This window comes from Nitrosomonas ureae (assembly GCF_001455205.1).
GTDB classification, from domain to species: Bacteria; Pseudomonadota; Gammaproteobacteria; order Burkholderiales; family Nitrosomonadaceae; genus Nitrosomonas; species Nitrosomonas ureae.
Genome location: NZ_CP013341.1, coordinates 836517 through 848864 on the forward strand (window position 1 = coordinate 836517; position 12348 = coordinate 848864).

Here is a 12348-nt window from a genome sequence, read left to right on the forward strand (position 1 = left end):
GCTGAATAAAACAATTCTCCTTATACTTTTAAGTAGACAGAATCCAACTTTTGGATAAAAAATTTAAATATAAGTCTTGACGATATAAAACATTTCCATAATAATGGAAATATGGAAATGATTAATGCTATTCAAGTGTTGGCTGCACTTGCCCAGGAAACCCGATTAACGATATTCCGGATATTGGTTCAAACAGGTGAGTCGGGAGTTTCAGCGGGCGAGCTTGCCAAGAAATTGGGTATTGCGAATGCAACCTTGTCTTTTCATCTTAAGGAATTGGTTCATGCGGAGTTAATTATCGCCCGGCAGGAAAGCCGCTTTATTTATTATTCGGCTAATTTCGCAAACATGAACGCGCTAATCGGTTATCTCACGGAAAATTGCTGCGCCGGCTCTCCATGCAATTCTACCGAAGTTTACTGTAATGACAAAAATAGCTAAAAATCCCTGTTTTATCCAACCCGTAAAGGAGGCAACACCATGAAACGCTTTCATATCCACATCGCTGTAGAAGACTTGCCGGGAAATATCCGCTTTTACTCCGCGCTATTCGGTATTGAGCCTACTGTAAGCAAGCCGGATTATGCCAAATGGATGCTGAACGATCCGTTTATCAATTTCGCCCTATCCGCTCGGGGCGCTAAAACGGGCTTGGATCATGTCGGAATCCAGGTTGACTCCGCGGAAGCGTTAAACGAAATGAATCAGCGCTTCGCTCAGGCCGATTTACCCGCTGCAGAACAAAAAAGCGCACAGTGCTGTTATGCCACATCGAATAAATACTGGACAGTCGATCCGCAAGGCATCGCGTGGGAAACGTTTCATTCGCTGGCAACGATTCCGGTATTTGGCCAGGATACATCTATTCCCATCAAATCCGAATCCTGTTGCGCAGCCTGATCATGAATCTATTGTTTCTTTGTACCGGAAACTCCTGCCGCTCGATTCTAGCCGAAGCGACGTTCAATGCCCTTGCCCCTAAGGGATGGCAAGGCATGAGCGCGGGCAGCCAACCAACCGGCCAGGTTCATCCGCGTTCGCTCGCCCTGCTTGACCGCGAAGGCATTTCAACCGAAGGGCTTTACAGTAAATCCTGGAGTAATTTGCCTGTGAAACCGGATATCGTGATCACTGTTTGCGGTAATGCTGCCGGTGAAACTTGTCCAACTTATCTCCGACCTGCGTTACGCGCGCACTGGGGGGTATCGATGATCCGGCCAAAGCTACCGGAACCGAGGAAGAAATCAATTCGGCATTTACGCAGACTTATCTTACCTTACGTGAAGGTATCGAGACTTTCTTAACACTGCCATTAGACGACCTGCGCAAAAATCCTTCCGCTTTTAAAACCAAACTGGACTACATCGGAATTCTGAAGTTTAAACACCCGCACCCAAAGTGATGATCACAAGATAATAGGGGACGCATATTGACATGCTAATTGCCTCACTCATTTTCATCGTTACGCTCGTGCTGGTCATATGGCAACCACGAGGCCTGGGTATCGGCTGGAGTGCCTTGATCGGTGCAATAACGGCACTGCTGCTCGGTATAGTGCAGCTCAGCGACATCCCTGAGGTGTGGAATATTGTTTGGAATGCCACAGCAGCTTTTATCGCCATCATTGTTATTAGCCTGCTACTGGATGAAGCAGGATTCTTTGAATGGGCTGCATTACATGTGGCACGCTGGGGGCGCGGCGATGGGCGTTTACTATTCGTATATATTGTTTTGCTCGGTGCAACTGTTTCGGCCTTATTCGCTAACGACGGGGCAGCTTTAATTCTAACCCCGATCGTGATGGCAATGTTGCTGGCACTTGGATTTACCCCGGCTGCGACACTTGCCTTCGTCATGGCTGCGGGTTTTATTGCCGATACGGCGAGCTTACCGCTTGTGGTATCCAATTTGGTTAACATTGTTTCAGCTGATTATTTCAAGATCGGATTTACCCAGTACGCCACAGTGATGATCCCCGTCAATATTGCTTCAGTAGCAGGAAGTCTGGCTGTGCTTATTCTCTATTTCCACCGCAGCATTCCAGCGAAATATGATGTCAGCCAACTCAAGGCACCCAATGAAGCAATACGTGATTTGGCAACGTTCCGCGCTGGCTGGGTGGTGCTGGCATTACTGCTAATCGGCTTTTTTGGCCTGGAATCTTTCGGTGTGCCCATCAGCCTTGTGGCAGCAACCGGCTCGATAATACTACTCGCAGTGGCAGCGCGGGGCCATATTATTAACACGCGCAAGGTAATTCACGAAGCACCGTGGCAAATCGTTATTTTCTCACTGGGAATGTATTTAGTGGTGTACGGTTTGCGCAATGAAGGTTTGACCGGATACCTGACCAGTCTGCTTGATATCTTTGCCAGTAATGGCGTATGGAGTGCAACATTTGGTACCGGTTTTCTAGCCGCCTTCTTATCATCCATCATGAATAACATGCCCACGGTACTGATTGGCGCATTGTCAATTGATGCGACCAGTGCAACCGGTACAATAAAGGAAGCTATGATTTACGCTAATGTAATAGGATGCGATCTGGGACCAAAAATTACTCCGATCGGCAGCCTCGCAACTTTACTATGGCTGCATGTTCTCGCACGAAAACAAATGGTTATCACTTGGGGGTATTACTTAAAAGTAGGTATTGTGCTGACAGTGCCCGTGTTGTCTGTTGCCTTAGCTATGCTCGCTATACTGCTTGAAATCCAGTAAAACAAAATACGCATCAGCCGTTACGGCACTACCCGGAAATATCACTGTTGGTCAGGAAGAACTCGGTACGGTAACTCTGCCATCGCAATGTGGCAGCGGGTCAGATGGCTTCTAAGCTATCTCTACATGACTTTAGGGATAGAGCAAGAGCAGGCGATAACCGAGTGCATCCAGTTGACCGCTGTTAAAATCCAATCGAATCTCTATTTCTTGATGAGGTTGAATAAATTGCAATGACTTATCCGTTTCCTGCAAATAATCCTGTGCCGTAAAAATGCGACTGGCAATTAATTTTTCTTGTGCATCCAGCAACGACAGTTGCAATGCAGGCCAAGCCTGTGGAAAAGATGCGTAATTATGGATGGTCGCGTACATCGTGGTTACTTCAGGCTGTTGTGCAGGATTCTTCTGTAATTCGGATGATTCGATGCCGATCCGGTCGATATCTTGCGGATAGGGCACTGCACACATCAAGAGTTCGCACAGTCGTTCCAACCGGGGTCTGATTTCCGGCGCAATCATGGTCAGCTCGGTGCGATAGCTATAGGCAATCTGGCCCATCAAGAACAACCCCAAAAGAACATTTACCAGCCCCCACTTCAAATATAACTGCTTATCCGGTTTTTCATCTACAAATAACTGATCTGCAGCAGTTTCTGTTATTTCTGTAGTTTCAGTGACTTCCTGATTCAAGTCTGAGATAACTTGCGGTTCGATCGGACTATCCGAGTCCTCGGAAGCAGCTTGGTTTTCCATCGCAACTTCAGACGTGCTGAAGGGATGCAATTGAATCTGCGATGTATATTCGATGGCCGATTCGTTGACCGTAATCAGCGTGGCAAATCCATTGAAAATTCGTTGACAGCACCCACAACGCACGTCGCCCCCATGCGCCTGTAATTGCGCGGCATTCACACGGAAGGTGGTACTGCAACCGGGACAAAGTGTTACAAGCGCCATAGGTTATTGCCTGAGTTGGATCAGCACGTTAAATTGATCAGTGATTTGTGATCGGCCGGGTCCGAAGACTCGATAAAGCGGTAATTATTTCACCTTTTACTTCCGGTTAACAACACCCACCCTTGCTGCTCTTCGCCACTGTGCATATCAAACCACTGTTGATAGGTGCGCTTAACTTCTGCAGCTTGCTGCTGCAAGATTCCGGACAGTGCGATGAAGCCTTGCTGTCGAACCAACTGCGCTAGAACCGGAGCCAGCATGATTAAAGGATTCGCCAGAATATTGGCAACCACGATATCCGCCTGTCCTTGTGGTTGCATATCGCGTGTAACCGCCCGATGGTCGGTTGTAAAAAAGAATTGAGGCGCAGAACAATGATTCCTGATTGCATTTTCCTGACTGGCTTTAACTGCCTGGGGATCGATATCAATACCGGCGACGTGACTGGCACCCAGTTTTAAAGCAGCTACCGCCAATATTCCGGAACCGCAGCCATAATCAACGACTTTATCCCCGGGTTGCAAATTTTGATCCAGCCAACTGAGACACAATTGCGTCGTGGGGTGGCTACCGGTTCCAAAAGCCAAACCCGGATCCAGTATCAGATTAATCGCATCAGGATCAGGTGCCTGATGCCAAGTGGGAACAATCCATAATCGCTGCGAAATCCGAATGGGATCAAATTGTGATTGGGTCAGACGCACCCAATCCTGTTCCTCAATGCGCTCCAAGCGAAAATCCAGTTGTCCTTCCGGCTGCACGCTATTCATCACATTGTGCAGAATTTCATTCATATCGACATCCTGATTGAATAGTGCCGAAACTTCAGCATTGCGCCAGATTTCATCGCAGGGCTCACCAGGTTCTCCAAACAACATTTGCTCGTCTTGCGTGTCGGCAGCGGCATCATGAATGTCCACCGATAACGCGCCCTGCTCCATCAATGCATCGCTCAACAACTCGGCATTCGTTGCATCAGCTTTGATAATTAACGTAACCCAGGACATACTTATTGTAAGCGGCTTACAATCAAATCCGGCGCTCAATCAGTCTTGGTTTTATTGTGCAACGCAAGCTTCTGTTCCAGATAATGAATTGAAACCCCACCGCGCAAGAAAGATGCGTCATTCAGCAAGTCACGATGCAATGGGATATTGGTTTTGATTCCGGCCACCACCATTTCAGACAGCGCAATCCGCATGCGTGCAATCGCTTGCTCACGCGTATCGCCATAAGTAATGATTTTGCCAATCATTGAATCATAGTATGGCGGCACCATATAATTATGGTAAACGTGCGAGTCAACCCGTACCCCCGGACCGCCTGGCGCATGATATTGCGTGATTCGTCCGGCAGAAGGTGTCAGTTTGTAAGCATCTTCCGCATTGATGCGACATTCAATGGCATGACCCTTGAACACGATATCTTTCTGATGGATCGGCAATACATTACCCGCTGCAACATTGATTTGCGCCTGAACCAGATCGATACCCGTGATCGCCTCTGTTACCGGATGCTCCACCTGTAAGCGGGTATTCATCTCGATGAAGTAGAACTCGTTATTCTCAAACAGAAATTCAAACGTTCCTACGCCCCGGTACTTGATTCGGCGACACGCATCCGCACAACGTTCACCGATTTTATTACGCAATTTCTCGGATATTCCGGGTGCAGGCGCTTCCTCGAGAATTTTCTGGTGGCGGCGTTGCAGGGAGCAATCCCTTTCGCCCAAGTGAACGGCATGACCATGCTCATCAATCAATAACTGAAATTCAATATGGCGCGGATTCTCCAGAAATTTCTCTGCATACACGGTCGGATTGCCAAATGCAGACTGGGCTTCATTCCGTGTCATGACAACCGCATTGGAGAGCGCAGCTTCGGTATGCACCACCCGCATACCGCGCCCGCCACCCCCACCTGCGGCTTTAAGAATTACGGGATAGCCGATCTCCTTGACAATCTTCCTTATCTCATCAAGGTCTTCCGGTAACGCACCCTCCGATCCCGGGACGCACGGAACACCGGCACTTTTCATGGCATTCTTTGCGCTGACTTTATCTCCCATCAACCGAATGGTTTCTGATCTTGGACCAATAAATACAAATCCGCTTTTTTCAACCCTTTCGGCAAAATCCGCATTTTCTGACAAAAATCCATAACCCGGATGAATAGCCTCTGCATCGGTAACCTCGGCGGCACTGATAATGGCCGGTATATTCAGGTAACTCTGTGCGACAGGTGCAGGACCGATACAAACCGACTCATCGGCCAGCATCACGTATTTGGCTTCTGCATCAGCCTCCGAATGTACGGCCACGGTTTTGATGCCCATCGCACGGCATGCGCGCTGAATCCGCAACGCAATTTCACCGCGATTTGCAATAAGAATCTTCTCAAACATAGCTATCCGATCTCTATTCAGAGCATTATTGAATCACGAATAAAGGCTCACCGTACTCAACGGGCTGCCCATTCTCTGACAAGATCGCTTTGATGACCCCATTTTTATCCGCTTCTATTTCATTGAGCAATTTCATTGCCTCAATGATGCAAAGTGTGTCTCCGACTTTAACGCTCTGTCCAACTTCAACAAATGGGCTGGCACCCGGCGATGCCGCTCGATAAAACGTGCCCACCATCGGAGACTTGACAATATGTCCATCGGGGATGGATTTATTGTTTGCGTCTGCTGTTTCAGCCGATGCATTGACTTCAGAAATTGCTGCCGGCGCTGGTTGCGAAGCCGGAGGCATCACTGCCGCCATAGCGGGTGGCATGAAGGCATAGTTCTGCACACCTGCACCGGATTTACTGATACGCACTTTCTCCTCGCCTTCCGTAATCTCCAGCTCAGCAATACTCGATTCTTCAACCAACTCAATAAGTTTCTTCAGCTTTCTTAAATCCATATCCAATCTCCCGAGACATTGTCTCGCCGTAAGGAAGTTTTATAACTATTGTCAACAACAGATTCTTAAGACGTCATCGCATATTTCAGAGCCAATTCATAACCCTTAGCACCCAAACCACTGATCACACCAATCGCCAAATCCGAAAAATAGGAACGTTGACGAAAGGATTCGCGAGAATAAATATTCGATAAATGCACTTCGATAAATGGCAGCTTGACTGCGGCAATCGCATCCCGCATGGCAATACTGGTATGCGTATAGGCCGCCGGATTGATAATAATGAAATTTGTTCCATCATTCATCGTTTGCTGAATTCTTTCAATCAATGCCGATTCAGCATTGCTCTGAAAAAAATCCAGTCTAAACGCAGTATTTTCAGTTAATTTACTTAAATTTCTGTTAATATCTTCCAATGTTGTAGCGCCATATAGCTCGGGCTCACGAACACCAAGCAAATTCAAGTTGGGCCCATGAATAATCAAGATATTATCAGCTTTTGTCTTTTCTGAATCCATTTGTGAATTATGTACCGTTGCATCAAAAATGTACAGATTTTTAACGAAATTCGCCGAACTTAAGCGAAAATTGTCAGAAAAATATTGAATTGGTCATTAGGGTCTGTTGACATTTCACATAGGTAGCCACAGATATCCACATGCCATGGCTACCATACTCTCAAAATTTCTCTTCAGTTTGTCGTATCGTGTCGCTACTGCCCGATACTGCTTTAGCCGGGCAAAAGCATTTTCCACCAAATGTCGGTATCCATACAAACCCCAGTCCATATCTGCGTTGCCCTTCAACGAGTTGCGCTTTCTCGGTATCACAGCTCGAGCCCCTTTCTTCGTTATCTGTCCTCGTATACATTCGCTGTCATAGCCTTTGTCCGCAACAATCGCTTTCGCGTCAGGCAGTTTGGCAATCAAATCAGGTGCTATAGAACAGTCATTGACTTCTCCACCGGTGATTTCAAAATCGGCTGGTAAACCATAACTATCAACCGCCAGGTGAATCTTTGTGGTATTGCCTGCGCGGCTTTTCCCGATCGCCTGTGGTTCCTTGTCCGCTGCGCCTGCACTATGCTGGTGCGCTTTAACATAGCTGCCATCAATAAATTCCCATTCACAATCCGGATCAATAGACAACGCCTTGAAAATACTTAACCATTTGCTGCTTAATGACCACGCATTGAATCTTTTGTAGATGGAATTCCAGCTTCCAAATGCCTCAGGCAAGTCTCGCCACGGGCAGCCAACCCGCATTCGATACAGCATACCTTCTACTGTCATGCGCAGATTGCGCTTGTTATATATCGCTTCTTGAAGCAGAATCTTCTCCAGCTTCGACCAGAACTCATCACTGAGCATCAATCGGGGCATCGCAAACTCGTTTTGTTGGTGGTATGGGAACCCCAATATTACGAGTTTGTTTCTATCTATTAAATACTTATCTCAAAACGTCAACAGACCCTAAGGAAAAGTTCATTTTGCGGTAATAAAAACACAACAAAACACAAACTATTGTGTTCAAACCGTTATCATTTGCCCGCAATTACTCAACCATCTATAATACCTCGCTTGATTTAAGCCGGGCTGTTGTAGCTCAGTTGGTAGAGCAACTGATTCGTAATCAGTAGGTCGGAGGTTCGATTCCTCTCAACAGCACCATTAAATCAATTAATTAAAATAAATAAATCTATAATTTATATTTAAAGTAGACGCAATGTAGACAGTACATAAAAAAATAAAAAAATGCGCTCAAACGCTCGTTAAAAGAGGATGGCTGAGCTCCTTAATAGTGGATCGCCAAATTTTAAAGAGAAGTTGTTTAATAATTTATAAAAAAATTTAATATTTAATTGAGATATTCATACATTCGGACAGGCATGATCGCAAAATTGTTGCGATTCTAACAAATAAAAGTATTACAACAGCTCGCGTCCATAGTGTATGTGTCTACCAATAAGGTGAAGTCATTGAATCCTATAGATGTAATTAAATGGACTTGTGTAATTATCTTTATTCTCACTGCAATTCTCACTTTAATGCATGTTTCTGGCATTAGGTTGTTACCAGATCCAGACCATGGAAAATTGTTATTTAAAGCCTTGATCATTGAAATAGTAGTGATTGCTGTGTCAGTTTTTTCCAATACAGTACTGCATAACCCAGAGGAAATATTCCTTGAAAAACTTCCGAATAATGAAACAAGAGATTACAATGCTAACTCACCTAACTTTCACGTAGATGCAGAGGAAGAATTGGAAAATAATGTTCAAAATGCTAATAATAATTGTCAACAAATTACTATTACAGATTATTCAAAAATACCTCCCATTTCAAAGATTATAAATGAATGCAACTAATACATAGGATGCTAACCATGTATTATAATTTTTTTTATAGAATATTTTTAGTTTTTCTACTTATTGTTCCTAGTGTTACTTTAGCAGATGAAGCGGGGGATGCGAAAAGTTCTGCCGCGAAGATTAACGATCTTGTGGCTGAAGGCAAATATTCAATTATTTATGATTCTTATACGAGCAAATGGTATCAAAAACGAGTCACAAAAGATGGATTTGTATCAAACTTAACACTTGGCAGGCAAATGCTTGGCAAAAGAAAAAGCAAGGCCTTGATTGATCAAGGATATGCTACAAATGACCCTACTGGTTATGAAGGTGCTATTTATGGATTTACATATAAAAATACTTATACTTCAGTATCACTTTATGAAAAAATAGTTGTAATAAATGAAGATGGAAAAGGATTTAAATTAGCGGGTTTTTTTGCTCAGCCAGCTGAATAGGTGGTTTTAGAAAACATATTATATATGTTTATATGACTTTAATTTATATTTAATAAAATATAATGACACTATAAGCTTAACTTATTTGTAATCAGAATTCTCAAATCAGATTCTGAGCATTGAAACGTGAGATTAATAGGTTATATATTATAAGAAATACATTAAGCCATCAGATATGGAATATGTCATCTTCAAATATCGTTATAATTAAACAATGACATAACCAACTCACTAGATTCATCAAGATTGTATAAGGACTGAATTTGCGAGATAAACATATTCTGTCCTCCATAGCTAGGGTGTCTTACTTTTACGACATTACCACTTTTAAAAACTCGAACTGCCGCTTTTTGAGCTTCATTACCAATAGCTATTATTCTCTTAGGTTTTAGAATATCAATTAGCAAAACTAGCAGTGCTTCTCCGGCAATTCTCTCCTTCGAATTATGTGCTCTATTACTAAAAGGATCACCCGCCTCATAAGGATGCAAAGGAAAAACATTCCAAAGAAAAACAGGGCTTGATATCAATGTAAGAACACTCCATATTACCGCGGCCGTTCTTTCCGGGGCTGCCTGACCTTTGGTAAGTTTGTCAACCTCAATACCCCATCTTCTTACATGATGATAAAGATGTACATCATCAGTTAAAGCTAAGCCCGTACGCCTCCCGCCTCTGTATCCTAAATCTCTTCCGATCCATATAGAATCAATCTCAACTTTATTCGCCATTTTTAGCATCTGTTCAAGCAAAATTCTCCTCTTTTGGGGAGCATCAAGAAAATCATAAACCTCACAACGATCAGAGTATGGGTTGAATGTATTCTCAAATGATAAATTACAAAGCTCTTTAACAAATAATTCAGCTTTCATTTTCTTTTCCAAATGGGCGAAAACTAATCTTTCTTTTTGCCCTATCACCTATTACTATTCCGCCATTATGTTGCCTAACCTGCCTAAAAACTGAATAACCCTGAAGAATTGCATCTTCCCATAATTGAAGTGAACATTGTTCAACTTCATAACCATGAACAAATTTTTGAATAATTTTCAAGGCATCGAAAGATATTCCCTTGTGCCCTTCGAAATAATCAAGCCCTTTAGAATAAGCAAAAAGCCAAGCAGTTAGACCTTCCTCAACAACGATAGCTCTACCTCCATCTTGCGTCTCATCAAACACAGCATTGCTTTTTCTTTTTTGCTTAATCAATGCTCTAAAAGTAGGCGACCAATGAAGAATCGCAGCATGAGCAAAGTGAAAAACATCATGAAAACGATATCCGTCGGGGTCAAGTATATTGTCAGTCAAAGCCGAACCAATAAAAACTCCATTCCATCTTAAATAGCATTGTCCACTCTTTCTTTGAGTAATATGAATTTCAAAATGCCTAGGGAGCTGTTCCTCTTCGGGAAAGGAGGCATCAAGATCACATAAAGTTTGCGCTTCAGGAGGACAAAAGCGACCACGCACCTTTATTAAATTACCTTTAACTACATTGGCAAAAACAATGTCTATTGATTGAATAGCTTGAAGATATAATAGCGCAAACTCTACTAAATTTTCTCTAAAATCAATGGAGTTTTTGTCCACTTTAAGTAATTTTGCGGTTGATTGACCCAGTTCAATTAAAGCTGCGTCTAAAGAATCTATTTTAGAAACAGAAATTATGTGTGAAATAGGAGCATCATCATGATCATTTGCCGCAATTACTTTGACATTTGATTTATCAATTGCAGATTCAAATATATCACCAAGTTTCGCACCCAACCGCCTACATAGAGCCGAGAAATACCAAAGTGCATCACCAAACTCTTCTTGGACCGAGTCTCGAAAGTGCGCATAAGCTTTATTTTCCCGGCTATATTTTTTTGAGGCGGTCATAATACTCCCAACTTCTCCATAGATTCCTAAGAGGATTGGGATAATTTCTTCTTCGGGAAATTTATCAGTATCAACTATTAACCTTTCATATTCTTGAAGTGGAATTGAGCCATTCATTTCTTCCAATTTATTTGGATTTATAATTTTCATAGTGCTTTTATACCAATCAAGCAATCCCTCATTATTAGTGACTTTCAGAACTGACTTACTATTATTCAAATCGTACGTTCAATTTATTTCTACTAGTGAAATAAAAGCCTAGGGTCTGTTGACATTTCACATAGGTAGCCACAGATATCCACATGCCATGGCTACCATACTCTCAAAATTTCTCTTCAGTTTGTCGTATCGTGTCGCTACTGCCCGATACTGCTTTAGCCGGGCAAAAGCATTTTCCACCAAATGTCGGTATCCATACAAACCCCAATCCATATCTGCGTTGCCCTTCAACGAGTTGCGCTTTCTCGGTATCACAGCTCGAGCCCCTTTCTTCGTTATCTGTCCTCGTATACATTCGCTGTCATAGCCTTTGTCCGCAACAATCGCTTTCGCGTCAGGCAGTTTGGCAATCAAATCAGGTGCTATAGAACAGTCATTGACTTCTCCACCGGTGATTTCAAAATCGGCTGGTAAACCATAACTATCAACCGCCAGGTGAATCTTTGTGGTATTGCCTGCGCGGCTTTTCCCGATCGCCTGCGGTTCCTTGTCCGCTGCGCCTGCACTATGCTGGTGCGCTTTAACATAGCTGCCATCAATAAATTCCCATTCACAATCCGGATCAATAGACAACGCCTTGAAAATCCTTAACCATTTGCTGCTTAATGACCACGCATTGAATCTTTTGTAGATGGAATTCCAGCTTCCAAATGCCTCAGGCAAGTCTCGCCACGGGCAGCCAACCCGCATTCGATACAGCATACCTTCTACTGTCATGCGCAGATTGCGCTTGTTATATATCGCTTCTTGAAGCAGAATCTTCTCCAGCTTCGACCAGAACTCATCACTGAGCATCAATCGGGGCATCGCAAACTCGTTTTGTTGGTGGTATGGGAACCCCAAT

At 43.6% G+C, this 12348-nt stretch carries 14 protein-coding genes, 1 tRNA gene and 1 pseudogene; 7 read left to right on the forward strand and 9 right to left on the reverse strand.

Features of this window, described 5'->3' with window-relative positions:
• Positions 1–111: 111 nt before the first annotated feature.
• From ATY38_RS03965 to ATY38_RS03980, 4 genes and pseudogenes are all read left to right on the forward strand, one after another.
• Positions 112–441: an ArsR/SmtB family transcription factor gene (locus ATY38_RS03965; RefSeq protein WP_062558163.1), complete on the forward strand. Its 330-nt coding sequence runs from the start codon at positions 112–114 to the stop codon at positions 439–441.
• Between the two features lie 39 nt (positions 442–480).
• Positions 481–900 carry an ArsI/CadI family heavy metal resistance metalloenzyme gene (locus ATY38_RS03970; protein ID WP_062558164.1) on the forward strand — a complete coding sequence of 140 codons (420 nt, stop codon included), beginning with the start codon at positions 481–483 and terminating at the stop codon, positions 898–900.
• Positions 901–902: 2 nt separating this feature from the next.
• Positions 903–1402 (forward strand): annotated as a pseudogene (locus tag ATY38_RS03975) (arsenate reductase ArsC).
• 32 nt (positions 1403–1434) lie between these two features.
• Positions 1435–2721: an arsenic transporter gene (locus ATY38_RS03980; protein ID WP_062558165.1), complete on the forward strand. Its 1287-nt coding sequence runs from the start codon at positions 1435–1437 to the stop codon at positions 2719–2721.
• A gap of 132 nt (positions 2722–2853) precedes the next feature.
• Here the strand turns inward: ATY38_RS03980 and ATY38_RS03985 are convergent, their stop codons facing one another.
• The 6 genes from ATY38_RS03985 to ATY38_RS04010 all read right to left on the reverse strand — a co-directional run bounded on the left by ATY38_RS03985 (position 2854) and on the right by ATY38_RS04010 (position 7975).
• Complete coding sequence (locus ATY38_RS03985; protein ID WP_062558166.1) at positions 2854–3681, reverse strand: zinc-ribbon and DUF3426 domain-containing protein; 828 nt, start codon at positions 3679–3681, stop codon at positions 2854–2856.
• 89 nt (positions 3682–3770) lie between these two features.
• Complete coding sequence (gene prmA / locus ATY38_RS03990) at positions 3771–4688, reverse strand: 50S ribosomal protein L11 methyltransferase (protein ID WP_062560085.1); 918 nt, start codon at positions 4686–4688, stop codon at positions 3771–3773.
• A gap of 35 nt (positions 4689–4723) precedes the next feature.
• Positions 4724–6085, reverse strand: a complete 1362-nt coding sequence (gene accC, locus ATY38_RS03995) for an acetyl-CoA carboxylase biotin carboxylase subunit (RefSeq protein ID WP_013646396.1) — start codon at positions 6083–6085, stop codon at positions 4724–4726.
• Between the two features lie 25 nt (positions 6086–6110).
• A complete protein-coding gene (gene accB / locus ATY38_RS04000; RefSeq protein ID WP_062558167.1) occupies positions 6111–6593 on the reverse strand; it encodes an acetyl-CoA carboxylase biotin carboxyl carrier protein in 483 nt (160 codons plus the stop codon).
• 65 nt (positions 6594–6658) lie between these two features.
• Positions 6659–7111 carry a type II 3-dehydroquinate dehydratase gene (aroQ, locus tag ATY38_RS04005; protein ID WP_062558168.1) on the reverse strand — a complete coding sequence of 151 codons (453 nt, stop codon included), beginning with the start codon at positions 7109–7111 and terminating at the stop codon, positions 6659–6661.
• Between the two features lie 114 nt (positions 7112–7225).
• Positions 7226–7975, reverse strand: a complete 750-nt coding sequence (locus ATY38_RS04010) for an IS5 family transposase (protein WP_082632995.1) — start codon at positions 7973–7975, stop codon at positions 7226–7228.
• 212 nt (positions 7976–8187) lie between these two features.
• Between ATY38_RS04010 and ATY38_RS04015 the strand changes: the two genes are divergently transcribed.
• The 3 genes from ATY38_RS04015 to ATY38_RS04025 all read left to right on the forward strand — a co-directional run bounded on the left by ATY38_RS04015 (position 8188) and on the right by ATY38_RS04025 (position 9404).
• Positions 8188–8263: transfer RNA gene (locus ATY38_RS04015), tRNA-Thr, on the forward strand.
• A 308-nt stretch (positions 8264–8571) separates the two neighbouring features.
• Entirely contained in the window at positions 8572–8961 is a 390-nt protein-coding gene (locus ATY38_RS04020) for a hypothetical protein (protein ID WP_062558169.1), read from the forward strand.
• Positions 8962–8978: 17 nt separating this feature from the next.
• Complete coding sequence (locus ATY38_RS04025; RefSeq protein WP_062558170.1) at positions 8979–9404, forward strand: DUF4019 domain-containing protein; 426 nt, start codon at positions 8979–8981, stop codon at positions 9402–9404.
• Positions 9405–9595: 191 nt separating this feature from the next.
• Here ATY38_RS04025 and ATY38_RS04030 read toward each other — a convergent pair whose 3' ends face one another.
• Genes ATY38_RS04030 through ATY38_RS04040 form a run of 3 tightly spaced genes read right to left on the reverse strand, consistent with a single transcriptional unit; the run spans position 9596 to position 12311 of the window.
• A complete protein-coding gene (locus ATY38_RS04030; protein ID WP_062558171.1) occupies positions 9596–10276 on the reverse strand; it encodes a uracil-DNA glycosylase in 681 nt (226 codons plus the stop codon).
• Entirely contained in the window at positions 10266–11504 is a 1239-nt protein-coding gene (locus ATY38_RS04035; protein WP_201011910.1) for a nucleoside triphosphate pyrophosphohydrolase family protein, read from the reverse strand. Before ATY38_RS04035 ends, ATY38_RS04030 begins: the two co-directional genes overlap by 11 nt.
• Before the next feature lie 57 nt (positions 11505–11561).
• On the reverse strand, positions 11562–12311 hold the full coding sequence (locus tag ATY38_RS04040) for an IS5 family transposase (RefSeq protein ID WP_082632977.1): 750 nt from the start codon (positions 12309–12311) through the stop codon (positions 11562–11564).
• Positions 12312–12348 lie beyond the last annotated feature (37 nt).

Bases quoted from the DNA above. Each gene is read 5' to 3' on its own strand.
- ATY38_RS03985 (WP_062558166.1), bottom strand. From the start codon at position 3,681: ATGGCGCTTGTAACACTTTGTCCCGGTTGCAGTACCACCTTCCGTGTG.
- ATY38_RS03970 (WP_062558164.1), top strand. From the start codon at position 481: ATGAAACGCTTTCATATCCACATCGCTGTAGAAGACTTGCCGGGAAAT.
- ATY38_RS04030 (WP_062558171.1), bottom strand. From the start codon at position 10,276: ATGAAAGCTGAATTATTTGTTAAAGAGCTTTGTAATTTATCATTTGAG.
- ATY38_RS04025 (WP_062558170.1), top strand. From the start codon at position 8,979: ATGTATTATAATTTTTTTTATAGAATATTTTTAGTTTTTCTACTTATT.
- aroQ (WP_062558168.1), bottom strand. From the start codon at position 7,111: ATGGATTCAGAAAAGACAAAAGCTGATAATATCTTGATTATTCATGGG.
- ATY38_RS03965 (WP_062558163.1), top strand. From the start codon at position 112: ATGGAAATGATTAATGCTATTCAAGTGTTGGCTGCACTTGCCCAGGAA.
- prmA (WP_062560085.1), bottom strand. From the start codon at position 4,688: ATGTCCTGGGTTACGTTAATTATCAAAGCTGATGCAACGAATGCCGAG.
- ATY38_RS03980 (WP_062558165.1), top strand. From the start codon at position 1,435: ATGCTAATTGCCTCACTCATTTTCATCGTTACGCTCGTGCTGGTCATA.
- ATY38_RS04010 (WP_082632995.1), bottom strand. From the start codon at position 7,975: ATGCCCCGATTGATGCTCAGTGATGAGTTCTGGTCGAAGCTGGAGAAG.
- accC (WP_013646396.1), bottom strand. From the start codon at position 6,085: ATGTTTGAGAAGATTCTTATTGCAAATCGCGGTGAAATTGCGTTGCGG.
- accB (WP_062558167.1), bottom strand. From the start codon at position 6,593: ATGGATTTAAGAAAGCTGAAGAAACTTATTGAGTTGGTTGAAGAATCG.
- ATY38_RS04040 (WP_082632977.1), bottom strand. From the start codon at position 12,311: ATGCCCCGATTGATGCTCAGTGATGAGTTCTGGTCGAAGCTGGAGAAG.